General features: G+C 64.7%; 18 protein-coding genes. 8 read left to right on the top strand and 10 right to left on the bottom strand.

Translation table 11 applies throughout. From position 1 onward, the window contains the following. Positions 1–34: 34 nt before the first annotated feature. The 4 genes from HWV23_RS09695 to HWV23_RS09680 form a co-directional block, all read right to left on the bottom strand. Positions 35–1,282 carry an MBL fold metallo-hydrolase gene (locus HWV23_RS09695; protein WP_178290206.1) on the bottom strand — a complete coding sequence of 416 codons (1,248 nt, stop codon included), beginning with the start codon at positions 1,280–1,282 and terminating at the stop codon, positions 35–37. Positions 1,283–1,340: 58 nt separating this feature from the next. Continuing rightward, positions 1,341–1,850, bottom strand: coding sequence for a universal stress protein (locus HWV23_RS09690; RefSeq protein WP_178290205.1), 510 nt, complete (start codon positions 1,848–1,850; stop codon positions 1,341–1,343). Positions 1,851–2,023: 173 nt separating this feature from the next. Beyond that, the gene (locus HWV23_RS09685) at positions 2,024–2,194 is read right to left on the bottom strand and encodes a DUF5786 family protein (RefSeq protein WP_178290204.1); all 171 of its coding nucleotides are present in this window, start codon (positions 2,192–2,194) and stop codon (positions 2,024–2,026) included. A gap of 68 nt (positions 2,195–2,262) precedes the next feature. Next, the gene (locus tag HWV23_RS09680) at positions 2,263–2,565 is read right to left on the bottom strand and encodes a WNWW family protein (RefSeq protein ID WP_178290203.1); all 303 of its coding nucleotides are present in this window, start codon (positions 2,563–2,565) and stop codon (positions 2,263–2,265) included. 93 nt (positions 2,566–2,658) lie between these two features. On the opposite strand from HWV23_RS09680, the gene HWV23_RS09675 reads away from it, so the two are divergent. Next, positions 2,659–3,117 (top strand): PaaI family thioesterase, encoded by a 459-nt coding sequence (locus HWV23_RS09675; protein WP_178290202.1) that lies wholly within the window; start codon positions 2,659–2,661, stop codon positions 3,115–3,117. A gap of 19 nt (positions 3,118–3,136) precedes the next feature. Here the strand turns inward: HWV23_RS09675 and HWV23_RS09670 are convergent, their stop codons facing one another. After that, complete coding sequence (locus tag HWV23_RS09670; protein WP_178290201.1) at positions 3,137–4,642, bottom strand: carboxypeptidase M32; 1,506 nt, start codon at positions 4,640–4,642, stop codon at positions 3,137–3,139. Positions 4,643–4,709: 67 nt separating this feature from the next. Then, positions 4,710–5,831: a M20 family metallopeptidase gene (locus HWV23_RS09665; protein ID WP_178290200.1), complete on the bottom strand. Its 1,122-nt coding sequence runs from the start codon at positions 5,829–5,831 to the stop codon at positions 4,710–4,712. A gap of 101 nt (positions 5,832–5,932) precedes the next feature. On the opposite strand from HWV23_RS09665, the gene HWV23_RS09660 reads away from it, so the two are divergent. The 3 genes from HWV23_RS09660 (at position 5,933) to HWV23_RS09650 (ending at position 8,956) form a co-directional block, all read left to right on the top strand. Further along, complete coding sequence (locus HWV23_RS09660) at positions 5,933–7,783, top strand: PINc/VapC family ATPase (RefSeq protein WP_178290199.1); 1,851 nt, start codon at positions 5,933–5,935, stop codon at positions 7,781–7,783. A gap of 109 nt (positions 7,784–7,892) precedes the next feature. Beyond that, positions 7,893–8,405, top strand: coding sequence for a hypothetical protein (locus HWV23_RS09655; protein WP_178290198.1), 513 nt, complete (start codon positions 7,893–7,895; stop codon positions 8,403–8,405). Continuing rightward, positions 8,405–8,956: a type IV pilin domain-containing protein gene (locus tag HWV23_RS09650; protein ID WP_178290197.1), complete on the top strand. Its 552-nt coding sequence runs from the start codon at positions 8,405–8,407 to the stop codon at positions 8,954–8,956. Before HWV23_RS09655 ends, HWV23_RS09650 begins: the two co-directional genes overlap by 1 nt. A gap of 59 nt (positions 8,957–9,015) precedes the next feature. Here HWV23_RS09650 and HWV23_RS09645 read toward each other — a convergent pair whose 3' ends face one another. Both HWV23_RS09645 and HWV23_RS09640 read right to left on the bottom strand, forming a co-directional pair. After that, entirely contained in the window at positions 9,016–9,435 is a 420-nt protein-coding gene (locus HWV23_RS09645; protein ID WP_178290196.1) for a hypothetical protein, read from the bottom strand. 283 nt (positions 9,436–9,718) lie between these two features. Then, the gene (locus HWV23_RS09640) at positions 9,719–10,000 is read right to left on the bottom strand and encodes a helix-turn-helix transcriptional regulator (RefSeq protein ID WP_178290195.1); all 282 of its coding nucleotides are present in this window, start codon (positions 9,998–10,000) and stop codon (positions 9,719–9,721) included. A gap of 117 nt (positions 10,001–10,117) precedes the next feature. On the opposite strand from HWV23_RS09640, the gene HWV23_RS09635 reads away from it, so the two are divergent. Then, a complete protein-coding gene (locus tag HWV23_RS09635; protein WP_178290194.1) occupies positions 10,118–10,435 on the top strand; it encodes an EMC6-like membrane protein in 318 nt (105 codons plus the stop codon). Continuing rightward, positions 10,435–12,279 (top strand): ribosome biogenesis/translation initiation ATPase RLI, encoded by a 1,845-nt coding sequence (locus HWV23_RS09630; RefSeq protein ID WP_178290193.1) that lies wholly within the window; start codon positions 10,435–10,437, stop codon positions 12,277–12,279. Before HWV23_RS09635 ends, HWV23_RS09630 begins: the two co-directional genes overlap by 1 nt. Here HWV23_RS09630 and ygfZ read toward each other — a convergent pair whose 3' ends face one another. Further along, on the bottom strand, positions 12,280–13,362 hold the full coding sequence (gene ygfZ, locus HWV23_RS09625; protein WP_178290192.1) for a CAF17-like 4Fe-4S cluster assembly/insertion protein YgfZ: 1,083 nt from the start codon (positions 13,360–13,362) through the stop codon (positions 12,280–12,282). Between the two features lie 48 nt (positions 13,363–13,410). Next, positions 13,411–13,719, bottom strand: coding sequence for a DUF6432 family protein (locus HWV23_RS09620; RefSeq protein ID WP_178290191.1), 309 nt, complete (start codon positions 13,717–13,719; stop codon positions 13,411–13,413). 177 nt (positions 13,720–13,896) lie between these two features. Here HWV23_RS09620 and HWV23_RS09615 point away from each other — a divergent pair, with 177 nt between their 5' ends. Both HWV23_RS09615 and HWV23_RS09610 read left to right on the top strand, forming a co-directional pair. Further along, positions 13,897–14,676 (top strand): DUF7093 family protein, encoded by a 780-nt coding sequence (locus HWV23_RS09615; protein WP_178290190.1) that lies wholly within the window; start codon positions 13,897–13,899, stop codon positions 14,674–14,676. Between the two features lie 48 nt (positions 14,677–14,724). After that, on the top strand, positions 14,725–15,117 hold the full coding sequence (locus tag HWV23_RS09610; RefSeq protein ID WP_178290189.1) for a DUF5611 family protein: 393 nt from the start codon (positions 14,725–14,727) through the stop codon (positions 15,115–15,117). The last annotated feature ends 143 nt before the right edge of the window (positions 15,118–15,260 follow it).

The raw sequence follows: 15,260 nt of genomic DNA, 5'->3' as shown, positions 1-15,260 counted from the left end.
GGTATCGTACGTCGACCGACGTTGGGGCGGCGGTTCAGATTTCGACGGTCTCGCCCAACTCGGGGGCAGCCGCCTCGTGGCCGTCGGCGCGCAACTGTTCGGCGAACCACTCGCAGGAATCGCCGTGGTTGACCAGAAGCGGCGTGTCCTCGTAGTCGCTCAGGAAGTCGCGCAGGCCCTCGCTGTCGGCGTGGGCCGAGAAGTCGTAACTCTCGACCTGTGCGCTGACGCGGAGGTGCCGGTCGTTGATTTCGGTACCACCCGTCTCCAGCAACTGGCGGCCGGGCGTGCCCTCGACCTGATAGCCCGAAAAACAGATCTTGTTGACCGGGTTCGCATAGATTTCGGGAATATAGGTCATCGCGGGGCCGCCCGAGAGCATCCCGGCGGTGGTGATGACGACCGTCTGCTGGTCGGCGATGCGCTTGCGCTGGCCGTCGCGGCCGGTTACGAACCGCGCATTAGACTTGGCGCGGCGCATGGCCTCACCGTCCCGGAGGAACTCGGGATGCTGGCGGACCATCCGGGTGACGTCCTTGCCCATCCCGTCGACGTAGCAGTCGATGTCGTGGGCCGCACAGACGAGCATCAGTTCCTGCGTCCGGCCGATAGCGAAGGCGGGGACGACGACGGTGCCGCCCTCCCACAGCGTCGTCTTGACGCTCTCGACGAACCGCTGTTCGACCGACTCACGGGGTTCGTGTTCGACGTCGGCGTAGGTCGATTCGGTGATGACGATATCGGCGTTGGGCCGGGCGTCGGTACCGGAGACGAGGCGCTGGTTTTCCGTATGAAAATCGCCCGTATAGAGCAGTCGCGTCTCGCCGTCGTCGACGAGGACGTGGGCGCTGCCGGGGATGTGACCGGCGTTGAAGAAGGTCACCTCGTGGCCGGCGGCCTCGAAGGTTTCGCGGTAGCCGCGGCGTTCCGAAACCTCGGTGACGCGGCGGAGGTCCTCCTCGGTGAAGGGACAGCGCGGCGTGCCGCCGTGGAGTTTGAGCGTGTCGCGGGCCAGCGTCAGCGCCAATTCGGCGGTCGGCGGCGTCCAGTAAATCGGCGGGCGGGCGTCGCCGGACAGCAGGGCCGGAATCGCCCCGACGTGGTCGAGGTGGCCGTGGCTGACGACGACTGCATCGGGGTCGGGACCGCCACCGCGGACCCCGCCGACGGGGTACTGTGGCGGGTCGGCGGTCTTCATGCCGAAATCGAGCAGCAGCGACTCGTTGACGAGAATCGCGCTGCGTCCGACTTCGCCGGCACCGCCGAGGAACTGCAGGTTCACTACCGGTGGTTACTCGCTCGGGTGGTTTGCCTTCGTCGGTTCGGGACCACAGGGGGAATCACCGGGGAAAGTAGAAGTCCGATTTCTGTCGCCGATGCGGCGAGTTGTTCCGTATCTTGGCGATCTTCGACGGCGTCCGGTTGCGGATGATGACCACGTCGTAGTCCTCGTCGCTCGCCACGTTGTTCCCCACGCTGCTCACCGTCGAGACGACGCGGCCGGCGTTTTCGCTGCCGATGAACACCATCGACGCGTCCTCCTGTTCGGCGTGGCGGCGTAGTTGGGAGGCTATCGTTCCGGTCGGCGCGTAGCGACTGACGACGATGTGTCTGAAGTTGGCCTCGGGCGCCAGTTCGAGCACCTGTTCGTGGAGTTTGGCGACGATTCTCTTAACGTCGAAGGGTTCGTCTTTCTGTAACCATCCCCGCTCTCTAGCGTATTCGACGTTCTCCTTCGGGATCACCGACACCGCGACGATTCGCTCGTCCAGAACGGTATTGAACTCCTTTGCCCGGACGAGGGCGGCCTCGGCGAGTTCCTTGCCGTCGAACGGGACCATGAAAGTCATGCTTACACGTAGGCGTGCGGCACCAAAACCGTCGATATCGAATCTCAGTATCTGGGATTCCGTACCGGGGGAGCGAGAGCGGGTCGACAACCCGGTTGAGAGAATCGACTATTCGACACCGCCGCAGCCTTGCGAAAACAAACGCGAATGCAGTGTTCTCGTCGAGACGACAGTCAGTCGTCTTTCATGTCCTGGAGTTTGTCGATCAGTGACTCCTCGCTTTCCTCGAACTCGAATTCGACCTCGCCCTCGTGGTCGTTTTCGTGGACGTTGACCGCAGCGTCCTCGTCCGCCTCGACGTTCTGGTCCTTCTGCTCGGATTCGTCGTAACTACCGAAGCCCATACACTCGACAATAGAGACCCCGTACGGAAAAACACCGGGATGCGCATCAGACGGGGCTGAGCGGCGTATCAGGCTTCGTCAGGAGCGCTCCAGCGCCGCAGCGTGAACTCCGTGTAGCCTCCGTACGCGAACTCCAGAGCGCCGAGCCACCAGTTCCAGCGTTCGGCCGGTCCACCCTCCGGCGCGTCGGCCAACTGGACGACCACGTGCTCGGGCGTCAGCGGCACGTCGGCGTCGGCCTCGTAGCGGCCGCTGTCCGCGAGGTCGCGGGCGTGGCGCGCTACCGCCCGCCGCTCTTCGGGGTCACCGCCGAACGTCTCCAGACCCGCTGCGAGCGCCTCGGCATCGAACCCGGATTCTGATTTGCTCACATATCACACGATGGTGCGCGGTTACTTGAGAGCACGGGTCGGCGAACGGCGGCCACCCCAGCATACAAGCCACCGTGGGTGGCAAGATTCCACATGACGGACGTTGAACCGCACGACGTGCCCGACGAGGCCGTCGCCATGTTACAGGAGTATCTCGAATCCGAACACCAGTTCCTCTCGTGGCTGAACTTCACCGTCGAGGAGTTCGACATCGGCCGGATGGTCTCGACCATCCCCTTCGACGACAAACTCACGAACCCGACCGACCCGCCGACGATACAGGGCGGCGTCGCTTCGACGCTCATCGACGTGGTCGGCGGCATCGCCCTCCGGCCCTACCTCACCGACCCGCTGGAGGACGACCTCTCGACTATCAACCTCAACGTCAACTACCTCCGTCCGGCGACCGGCGACCTCACGGCGACCGCAGAGGTCGTCCGGGCCGGCGGCAGCGTCGGCGTCTCCTACATCGAAGTGATGAGCGAAACGCCCGACGGCGAGGAAAAGCAGGTCGCGGTCGGAATGGGCGCCTATCGGCTGTTCAGAAGCTAACTTAAAAGGAAGCCCCGGCCTACCGGTCGAGGTCGTAGAGGTCGCCGAACTTGGATTCGGCGTAGTCGAGGAAGTAATCGGCGGTGAAGGACTCGCCGGTGGCTTGCTCGATGAGGTCGTCGGTCGTGTAACGCTGACCGTGGCTGTGGACGTTGTCGGTCAGCCAGGTGTGGAGGTCCTCGAACTCGCCGGCGCGAATCTTGGCATCGAGGCTGTCGATGTCATCGTCGGCGGCCGCATAGAGTTGGGCCGCGAGGACGCTGCCCAGCGAGTAGGTCGGGAAGTAGCCGAAGGAGCCGTGGCTCCAGTGGATGTCCTGCAGACAGCCCTCGGCGTCGGTCTCGGGGCGGACGCCGAGATACTCCTCCATCTTGTCGTTCCAGACCGCCGGGACCTCCTCGACATCGAGGTCGCCGGACAGGAGGGCACGCTCGATTTCGAACCGGAGAATGATGTGGAGGTGATAGGTGAGTTCGTCCGCTTCGACGCGGATGAGGTTGTCCTCGTAGACCTGATTGGCGGCCTCGTAGGCCTGTTCCGACGAGAGGTCGGCGCCGTAAGCCGCGTTGAACCGCGGGACGAAGAAGTCCCAGAAGGCCCGCGACCGGCCGACGTGGTTCTCCCAGAGTCGCGACTGGGATTCGTGGACGGTCAGACCGCGGTGTTCGCCCAGCGGCGACCCGTAGGCGTCCTGCGGGAGTCCCTGCGTGTAGGCGGCGTGGCCGAACTCGTGGACCGTTATGCCGAGCGATTCGAGCGGGTTGGATTCGTCGAAGCGCGCGGTCACGCGGGCGTCGAACTGCGTCCCCGAGGAGAAGGGATGCGGTGCGGTGTCGAGGCGGCCGCGGTCGAAGTCGTAATCCAGCGCCTCCAGCGTCTCACGGACGAGGTCGTACTGCTGGTTCTCGGGGAACGTCCCGTCGAGTTCGTGGAGGTCGGCGTCGGCCTCGCGAATGTCGTCGATAAGCGGGACCAGCGTCTCGCGGAGGCGTTCGAGGATTCCCTCGGCGGTATCGAGGTCGATGTACGGTTCGTAATCCGCAAACAGGACCGCGTAGGGGTCCGCCGAGGCGTCGATGTGTTCGGCGTACTCCCGCTTGAGGTCGACGAGCCGTTCGACGGTCGGCGCGAACGTCGACCAGTCGTCGTTCTCCCTTGCGTCCTGCCAGATCGGGTGGGCATCGGAGGTGACCTCGCTGATTTCCTCGACGAGGTCGGTCGGCACGCGGGATTTCCGCTCGTACTGCCGGCGGATTTCGCGGACAGCGGCCGCCTCCTCGGCCGGTAGGTCCGCGCCGTCGAGTTCGTCCAGCCACTCGCCCATATCGTCGTCGACGAGCAGGTCGTGCTGGACGGCCGAAATCGCACCGCGCTGTTTCGCTCGGGCGGGCGTGCCGCCCTCGGGCATCATCACTTCCTGGTCCCACGAGAGGACCATGTTCGCGTCCGCGAGATACGTCGCCCGCCCGTACTGTTCGAGCAAGTCGTCGTACGCGTCGGGGACCGACGATTGGTCGGCTGCCATAACCACTGCTGGGGGCCGCGAAACCATGAAGCCACGGAAGCAGGAGACCGGGGAGAATCGTTGACACCTACCACAACGGTGCGCGTTCGGCGACGTGCTGATAGACGTCCGCACAACGCTCGACGGCGTCGAGCGAGACGCTCTCGCTCGCGGTGTGGGCCTCGCCGGGTTCGGCAGCGCCACAGACGACGCAGGTGGTTCCCGCCCGATTCGCCAGCCACCCGGCATCCGTGGCGTGGGGTTTGACGACCTGTTCGGGCGTGGCCCCCTGTGCAGCGTCGGCCCCCTCCAGCACCGCATCGGCGAAGTCGCCGTCGTCGCAAGCCATCGGCGGGAGGTCCTGGTCGACCTCCAGCGAGACGCCGAAGAGGGATTCGACCTGCTCTAGCTCCGCCCGCTCGCCGGGGACAGTCCGCTCGTCGACGGTGAACTCGCAGGCTTCGGGAATGACGTTCCAGCCGCTGCCGCCTTCGATTTCGGTGACGACGACGCTGCCCGACAGTTCGTGGCCGAGCACGCGCGTCTCCGGGGCCGGTAGATGGCGGACGATGTCGACGGCGTCGGCCGCCCGGTAGATGGCGTTCTCGCCGGCCTCGGGTTCGCTGGCGTGGGCGGCCTCGCCCTCGGCGGTGACCGTCGCGCCGCGGCGGCCCTTGTGGGCGACGGCCACGTCGGTAACGCCTTCCGCCGAATAGCCAGTTGACCCCTCGCCGACGATGGCGTAGTCGGGCGCGAACCCATCCTCGATGGCGGCCCGACAGCCGACACCGCCCTGCTCTTCGCCCGCGAAGGAGGCGAAGACGAGTTCACAGCCCGGGCTGTCCGAATCCGTCCGGCCCGTCGACACCTCTCGGATTTCGCTGTCACGGAAGGCCGTCATCGCCGCGGCGAGACTTCCCTTCATATCGGCAGCACCGCGACCGTAGAGCCGTCCCTGCCGTTCCATGACAGCGTAGCCGTCCCCGTCGGTCTGGTCGTCGTCCGGCGGCACCACGTCGTGGTGGCCGACGAGCGCGAGGGACGTGTCGGCGTCCTCGTTCCGCCGTGCGATGACGTTTCCCACATCAGTGTGGGTAACGGTGGCGTCGGTATGCTCCCGAAGCCAGTCGGCGATAAAGGCGCCCGCCTCGCGTTCGTCCTCGTGGCTGGGAATCGAAACGAGGTCGCGGGTCAACTCGGCGAGGGGCATATCGGCGGCGACGGCCGCCAGTGACTTGAGATTCAGGGACAGGTGGCGGGTGTTCGCACACCCATCACGGTTTTTATACGCGTCGGGAACCCAGCTAAGGTATGGAGATTCTGCCGGACACGAGCGCGGTCATCGACGGCCGCGTGTCGGAACGCGTCGATGCCGACGGCTTTAGCGGCACCGTATACATCGCGGAGGCGGTCGTCGGCGAACTGGAGGCACAGGCCAACGCCGGCCGCGACAGCGGCTGGGACGGCCTCGAAGAGCTACAGCGACTCGCCAACCTCGCCGACGAGGGGGCCATCACGGTCGAGTACGTCGGCCGACGGCCCGAAGCAGTCGAGAAGCGGGAGGCCGAAGAGGGCGAAATCGACGCCCTCATTCGGGACCTCGCGGAGGAACACGCCGCGACGCTTCTAACGAGCGACGTCGTGCAGGCCGAAGTCGCCCGCGCGAAGGGCCTCGACGTCGACTACGTCGAACCCCGAACCGAAGACGAGAGCGAACTCGCCATCAAGGCCTATCTCGACGACGAGACGATGTCGGTCCACCTCAAGACCGGCGTCCGCCCGATGGCCAAACGCGGCGCCATCGGCGATATGGCCTACGAGAAAATCGGCGAGGAGGCCCTCACCGAAGAGCAGATGCGCTCCTACGCCAACGACGTCATCGACACCGCACGCTCCTCGAACGACGGCTTCATCGAACTCACGCATCCGGGCATGACCATCGCCCAGATCGAGGACATGCGTATCGCCGTCGCCGAACCGCCCTTCGCGGACGCCATCGAGGTCACCGCAGTTCGCCCCATCGTCAAGACCGACCTCGACGACTACGAGCACGCCGACGACCTGCGCGACCGGTTCACCGAACACCAGCGCGGCGTCCTCATTTCGGGCGCGCCGGGTGCCGGGAAGTCGACCTTTGCACAGGCCGTCGCGGAGTTCCTCAACGACGAGGGCTTCGCCGTCAAGACGATGGAGAAACCGCGGGACCTGCAGGTCGGTCCCGAAATCACCCAGTACACCGAACTGGGCGGGTCGATGGAGAACACCGCCGACTCCCTCCTGATGGTCCGTCCGGACTACACCATCTACGACGAGGTCCGCAAAACGTCGGACTTCGAAACCTTCGCGGACATGCGACTGGCCGGCGTCGGCATGATCGGCGTCGTCCACGCTACCCGCGCCATCGACGCCCTCCAGCGCCTCGTCGGCCGGGTCGAACTCGGCATGATTCCGCAGGTCGTCGACACCGTCGTCTACATCGAGGAGGGTGACGTCCACACCGTCTACGACGTGACGACAGAGGTGAAGGTCCCCCACGGCCTCGTCGAGGAGGACCTCGCCCGCCCCGTCATCGTCATCGAGGACTGGGAAACCGGCGAACCCGCCTACGAAATCTACACCTTCAACCGGCAGGTCGTCACCGTTCCCCTCGAGGGCGCCGAAGGCGAGGAAGGCAGCGAAACCGGCGTCGAACGCGTCGCCAAACAGGAAATCGAGCGGGAGGTCCGCTCGGTCGCCAACGGCCACGTCGACGTCGAACTCAAAGGCAGCAACACCGCCGTCGTCTACGTCGAGGACGACGACATCTCGTATGTCATCGGCAAAGGCGGCGGCCGTATCAACCAGATCGAGGACCGCCTCGGCATCGACATCGACGTCAAAACCTTCGACGAACGCCCCGGCGGCAAGGCCGGAAGCGGTAGCGGAGGCGGCGGCAGCCAGCAAGGTGACGTCGTCACCCCCGACGTGACCAGCCGCCACGTCGTCATCCCGCTGGACGACTACCACGGCGACACCGTCGAGATTCAGGCCGACGGCGAGTACCTCTTTACCGCCACCGTCTCCCGCGGCGGCGAGATTCAGGTCTCCCGCGGCTCGGCCATCGCCGAGGAACTCGAACAGGCCATCGACCGCGGCAAGCAGATTACCGTCGTTCCCCAGTAGACCTTCGCTCGGAGCCACTTTTCGGACTCCGCAGTCATCCGATTTCTACGGAGGTCCAGAACTGAGCCGGCCGAGCGTATTTATATTATGAACGATTGTATCAGCAAATATGAACGTCGGCTCGTCGCTCCGGGACCGATTCGGCGAGACCGGAGCGAGGAAGGCCACTATCGGGCTTCTATTCGTCGTTCTCGGGTACGCGGCGAGCAGCGTGCTCTTCGTAATCGGCGGACTGGACGGTATAGATGTGGCCGTCCTGTTGCAGGCCGCGACATCCCCAGTCTTCGTCGGCGCGACGTATCTGGCTTATAAAGAATCGCCCCACCTGATTGGTCCGCTGGCCGCCCTACCAGCGATAGGTGGGATGCTCCATGGCGTCGGGGTCATCGGTTCGATAACTGAAATTTTCGGACTCCTTCTCGTCGGTAGCGCGACCGGCGTGTGGGCCGTCCTCGGGTACGCTGTCGGAACTGCGCTCCGTTGGCGTCGAGACTACGCCCGTGTTCCGGAAGACGAGGTGTTTCGCGCGTGTGGACTCGTCGCCGTGTGCGGCTTCGCCATCGGCATCACCTATCTTTTCTTCTGGGGAACCGTGGTAATCGGTCTGGGGGACTTCCTCTGATGAGCGGGACCGATGACAACGTCGGTATCCCGGTTCGGCTGGCCATCGCTGCTCTCCTCGGAACGACGGTGCTCGTCACGGCCGGTATCGGCGCGAGTATCTGGGCGGCTACGCCGGAGGAACCCGATGGGCCACCGAACGCGCAGTTCGACGTCGAGGAAGCTACGACGAACCTCACCGTCGAGGGCGAGCGCATCGAGGTCCGAACGGTCACCTTCCGCCACGACGGCGGCGAGGCCATCGACGCGTCGAATCTCGACATCCTCGTCTCCAAAGAAAACGAGACCCGACCGTGGAGGGGGCTGAATGCCGACGGAACTTCGGCGACGTTCGACGACGCGACGGTCACGATGGGGAGTGAAGTGACTACCGTCGCGGGGGCGCCGGACGGCGGCCCGAACGTGTCGTTCGCCACCGAAGTCGACGGTGGAGAACGGCACCTCACGGATGGCGACGGCACGGTCATCGAACTTCAGCCCGGAGACACGGTTTCAATCGTCTGGTCCAGTGACGAGCGGGCCGCTACGGTGGCACGAATTAATATCGAGTGACGTAGCCGCGCGGCGAGCGCACTGCGATAGCGTTCGGCGACTACCCTCGTCTGTGTGGGCTACGTCGCGTAGTAGTCGGCGTTCCGCGACCCGAAGGTAACGAAGCCAGCGACGGTGGTGAGGCCGAAGGAGATGGGTATCGAGACCAGTTCGGGAATCGAAACGACGGCAGTCGCCACCTCCGACATGAAGACGATGACGACAGCAGCCGTCAACAGCGCGGCCAGTAAGACGAGAATCGTGTCGATGGCGATGGTCGGCATATCCTCGTTTTGGACGTAGGCCGCCGCGTCGAATCCGCCCGGAAGCGCGACCGTAATGCCGACCAGTACCGGCATCAAAAGGGCAAACCCGACTGGTAACTCGAACGTCGAGGGCAACACGCCCGAGGTGACGAGCACCGACACGGCCGCTCCCCACAGGAGCGCGCCGAGGCCGAGTATTACGCCGAGGAGCGTGTTACGCGATTGGATACCCATTATCAGAAAACACGATTAGATGACATTTGTTCTTTGTGCCGCGCGTGCTCCCCAGATATGGAGATTCAGCCTATTAAAAAGGATACCTCGGAGAGTATCCGCGAGGGCGGGTTCGAAGAACCCGCCCGAAGCGGTTCCCGCTGACGAGGCCGAAGGCCGAGTCAGCGTAGCGCCGACCGACTAACGCGAGCCGTAGGCTCGCGGCTGAAGGGAGGCGCGCATATTTTCCCCACGTTTTTGCCGGCCGCTTGCCGGTGGCGAGCGGCCGTGCAAAAAGTGGAGTTTAGTCGTCACAACAGGCGGGGTCGGTCCCGCCGTCGGCGGAGGCCTCTACGGGGGCTTCGAGTTCGTAGAGGTTCTGTCGTGCGTCGGCAAAGTAGACGTCCTCGGAGACGATTTCGATGTCTTCGAGCCGTTCGAGCGCGTAGCGGACCGTTCGAGCCGAGAGCATGGACTCCTCAACGATGTCCTTCTGGGTCATCGGCCCGTTGTACTCAAGCACCTTGTACACGAGCTTCGCGCTGGGCGGAAGGTCGGTAAGTTCTTCCCCGTCAGAATCGGCCATCTGTACCGATATGAACGGGAGCCAACCGTATAAAGATTGAGGAGAATCCCGGAATCCGAGGAATCGTGGCGTCACGGGAACGAACGGCTTTTGGCGACGGCTCGCGGACGCATGCATATGGCAACGGATACGGCCGAACGCCGAGCCGCACACATTCGCGGCGTGACCGTTACCGCCATCGCCTGTCTCGCGGGGGTCGTCGCAGCCCTCGTGTCGTCGATGGTGGCCAGCGGCGCGGGTGACACGCTCGGCGTCTACGTCCTCGCGGGCGCCATCATCGTGCAGTTCCCGCTGTTGCAGGGACTGGAGATGGCGGGCCTCGAGCTTGATATCGAGGATTTCGGCGCGAAGGATTACCTCTACGTCGCGTTCATGACCTTCGCGCTCTGGTTCGTTTGCTGGGCAATCCTGCTCGAAACCGGGGCGAGCCTCTAATGGCTGACGACAGCATCGCCGTCGTCGATCTGGACCGGTGTCAGCCGGACCGGTGTAACTACGAGTGTGCGAACTACTGCCCGCCGAACCGGACCGGCGAGGAGTGTATCGTCACCCGGGAGGAACGCTACGATGACGACGACATGTACACGGGCGGCCCCGACCAGATTTCCATCTCCGAGGAGCTGTGTCTGGGCGAGACCTGCGGTATCTGCGTCGAGAAGTGTCCCTTCGACGCCATCGAGATCATCAACCTCCCGCAGGAACTCGACGAGGAGCCGACCCACCGCTACGGCGAGAACGCCTTCGCGCTCTACGGCCTCCCGGCCCCACAGGAAGGCCGCGTAACGGGGATTCTCGGCCCGAACGGTATCGGGAAGACCACCGCGGTCCGGGTTCTGGCCGGCGAAATCACGCCGAACCTCGGTGACTTCGACGAGGAACCGAGTTGGGAGACCGTCCTCGACGAGTACCGCGGGACGGCCATCCAGGGCTACCTCGAAGACCTGCAGGAAGGCGACGTGACCGTCGCCCGCAAGCCGCAGTACGTCGACAAGATTCCCGAGCAGTTCGACGGCAAGACGATGGAACTCATCGAGGGCGTCGACGAGCGCGGCGTCGCCGACGACATCATCGAACGACTCGGTATCGGCCCAATCGTCGACCAGCCCATCGACACGCTGTCGGGCGGCGAACTCCAGCGGGTCGCCATCGCGGCGACGGTCGTCCGGGACGCTGACTTCTACTTCCTCGACGAGATTACCCCGTACCTCGACATCGGCCAGCGCGTCACCGCGGCGCGCCTGATTCAAGAACTCTCCGAGGAGGGCCGCTCGATGCTGGTCGTCGAACACGACCTCGCGGTGCTCGACCTGCTGGCGGACAACCTCCACGTCGCCTACGGTGAACCCGGCGTCTTCGGTGTCATCACACCGCCGAAATCCACGAAGGGCGGCATCAACCAGTACCTCGAAGGCTACCTCGAAAACGAGAATATGCGCATCCGGCCGGAGGAAATCGAGTTCGAGGAACACGCCCCCCGGACGGCGACGCGCGGCGACACGCTCGTCGAGTACCCCGACATGACGAAATCCTACGGCGACGGCGAGTTCAGCCTCGATATCGAGGGCGGCGAAATCCGGAACAACGAGGTGCTCGGCATCGTCGGCCCGAACGGTATCGGGAAGTCGACGTTCGCGCAGATTCTCGCCGGCCGCCTCGAACCCGAGGACGGCGAGTTCGATGCCGACCTCGACATCTCGTATAAGCCGCAGTACGTCGAAATCGACCAGCCGATGCGCGTCGATTCGTTCCTGCGGTCGATTACGGACGATTTCGGCACCTCCTACTGGAACACCGAAATCGCCCAACCGCTCCAACTCGAGCGCATCATGGAGCAGAACCTGACGGACCTTTCCGGCGGCGAGCGCCAGCGGGTCGCCATCGCAGCGTGTCTCTCGAAGGACGCCGACCTCTACCTGCTGGACGAACCCTCCGCCCACCTCGACGTCGAACAGCGCGTCCTCGCGACGCGTGCGATTCGGCGCTACACCGAAACCCACGACAAGACGGCGATGGTCATCGACCACGACATCTACATGATCGACCTGCTGGCGGACCGCCTGCAGGTCTTCGACGGCGAACCCGCCGAACACGGCCACGCCGGCCGTCCGATGGGCATGCGCGAGGGGATGAACACCTTCCTCGCAAACCTCGATGTGACCTTCCGCCGCGACGAGCGGACCGGTCGCCCGCGCATCAACAAGCCCGGGTCGCAGAAGGACCGCGAGCAGAAAAAGCAGGGCGAGTACTACTACGCGCCGACCGACACCGACGAGGAGTAATCAGTACTGCGGCAGCCGCCGCGACTGTGCCGACCCCTCGACGAAGGGCAGTTCGGCGACTTCGGCGTCGATTTCTTCGCCATCAACGCGCGTGGTGAGTTCCTCGCTATCGAGCCCATAGTCCACCAGCGCGAGCGCGGCCGGGCCTTCGAGCGTCGGGCAGTTGCCGGCGCGCGTGATTTCGCCGACGTGGCTGTCGCCGTCGAAGACGGCGGCGCCAGCCTCCGGCAGTGACTCGGGGCGGATACCGACCAGTTTCCGGGATGGCCGGCCCTGATTCTCGATTTTGGAGACGACTTCCTGACCGACGTAACAGCCCTTCTCGAAGTCCAGGGCGTTCCGGAGGCCGAGGACGTTCGGGACGTTGCCGTCAAGTTCCGTATCGAACAGCGGCGTGCCGGCCTCCAGCGTCAGGTTCTCGTAGGTCTCGTAGCCGAACGGCGCGGCGTTGAGGCCGTGATTGATGAGCGCGTCGAAGACGTCGGCGGCGTCCTCGGCCGCACAGATGACCTCGTAGCCTTCCTCGCCGGTGAGGTCGTCGGTGCGGACGATGGTGACCCCCCAGTCGCCGAGCGTCCCGCGGACGAACGAGAGGGGTTCGTCGGGCGACCCCGGGCCGGTAAGGACCGAGGCGATTTTCTCGGTTGCCTTCGGGCCGTGGACGCCGAAGACGCCGAAATCGTCGGTGGCGACGCGGATATCGACGTCCTGAATGAACGTCTTTTCCTCCCATTCCTCGGCGAGGGGAGCGGCCCGCTGGGGTGGCGTGAAACAGAGCAGTTTCTCGCCGGCGTTGTAGACGTAGATGTCCGTCTCGATTGCCCCTTGCGGGTCCAGAAGGAGGGCGTAGACGCCGTGGCCGTCCTCGCCGGGGACGCGGTTGGTGACCGCGTTGTCGACGAACTCGGTGCGGTCGTCACCGGTGACTTCGACGACGCCGTATCCCATCTCCATGACCCCGACGACGTTCCGAATCGCGCGGTGGACGCGCTCGGGGCGGCCGTAGTGGGCAGCGACGCGTCGCCCCCCGCGTTCGGTGAACGTCGCGCCGTGGGCAGCGTGGATGTCCTCGACGACTGTCATTGTGTGACGAAAGGCGACGAGGCGGTAAAACAGCCGCGAAGTCGGGCGTCAGAACCCGAGTTTCTCGCGGAGTCGGTCGAGAACCGAGGGGCCGTCGTCCTCGTCGCCGTTGGTCGGTTCGGGAACGACCCGTTCGTCGGGGTAGATACGCATCGCCTCGTCGTCGTTTTCGACGTCGATGAGGCCCGCCTCCTTGAGGTCCGCGAGCGCGGTCTCCAGTTCGTCGATATCGATGTCGACGTCGACGCCGGAGCGGAGTTCGAAGACCGTCATCCCCTCCTCGCTTCGGTCGACGAGCGCATCGAGCACCGCGACCTGGGCGTCGTCGCGGTCCCGGTACTCCCGCTTGGCCTGCATATGCGCGCCTTGGCCCGGGTCCGTCTTAACCGTTCGCCGGGGAACTTCCGGCCGTGGTGTCGCATACGAATCGTCGTCGTTTACCGACGAACGCCCGGTACGACTCGGTGCTCGCCGGTAATTTGCGGCAACGATCCGTATCAACCTTTAAGCCCTCCACACGGGCACAATCCCCCAATGGGACTCAAATGTTCGATACTCGGCCACTCCTTCGAGCCGGCGGGGACCGAGACGGAACGCGAAGAGCAGGGTAGCGAGGTCGTGACGATGGTCCGCGAGTTAGAGGAGTGTACGCGCTGCGGCGAGGAGCGCGTCGTCTCCGAGACGACCGAGGTCACCACCGTCGTCGATGCCGACGAGGTAGATATCGACGAGAACGCGACGGCGACCGACGTCGACGCCAACGCCGGTGCTGCCGCGGGTGGCGACACCGCCTCCGGGGCAAGCGAGGGTGGCGCCTTCGATGCCGCCGTCGACCGAAGCGGCGCGGAGGACGCCGAAATCATCGAGGACGATGGAGATGCCGAACCCGACGCGGCCGCCGAGGAAGCCGCGGAGGAGGCCGCGGCCGCGGTCGACGAACTCGCGGAATCGCCGGACGAGGAGGAGTCGACCATCGAGGACCGCGACCCCGAGGAGGAGGACGCCGTAATCCTGACCGACGACGACGAACCGGACCGCGAACCCGGCGAGTGGCCCGACGACGAGGACGTGGTGGAAGCCCACGAGCCAGCCGCCGAGGACGGGACGGCGGATGGCGAGGAGCCGGACCCCGGCCCCGAACCCGAACTGGAACCCGAACCGTCGGACAACGAGGACCGACTGGCCGGTATCACGGTGCCGGAAGGCACCATCGTCTGTCCCGAATGCGAGTTTACGGTCGATGCGGAGTCGTCGTACCGCGACGGCGACCCCTGTCCCGAGTGTGGCGCGTGGCTGGTCGAGGACGACGAGTAGTCCTCGAACCTCGAAAACGGTATACCGTCGGCTTACGATAGGACGCCCATGGAAGAGTACAAGATGCGTCGTGGGGAGTACCTCGAAGAACGAGTCCCCGACCTCGAAGCGAAAATCGAGGAGACGTTCGGCGAGATTACGGGTACAGAGGAGTTCAACGGCAGCGACCTCCACGTCGTCGGCGACCCCGACAACCCCGTCTTCGAGAAAGTCGTCGCGGGCGCCGTCGAATACTCCGGCAAGAAGGACAAACTGGCCGTCGACTTCGTCGAGCGGGACCTCGAGGAGCTTTTGGAGACCGGCGACGTCGACGCCGCCGAGGACGCCAACAACGCCAAAAACGAGTTCCTGCTGGACTGTACGGGCCGCGACGCCAAGGCCCGCCGCGAGTCCATGAAGCGCGCCGTCGAGGACGACGCCGAAACCCCCGACAACGTCTAACGACGACCTTCGCCTTTCTTCGGCACGCCGCGACCGGCCAGCCGTGGCTATTCCCGACGCGCCCCGAATGTGTCGCCCACCCATGGTAAGCAATTCTTGCCGTAACTAGTGGTTATAGAAGACTAGAGTGATATGCATACCAT

This window comes from Natronomonas halophila (assembly GCF_013391085.1).
In the GTDB taxonomy this organism is placed as follows: domain Archaea; phylum Halobacteriota; class Halobacteria; order Halobacteriales; family Haloarculaceae; genus Natronomonas; species Natronomonas halophila.
The sequence above is the reverse complement of the archived record's forward strand: the minus strand, read 5'-3'. Positions and strand labels throughout refer to the sequence as shown.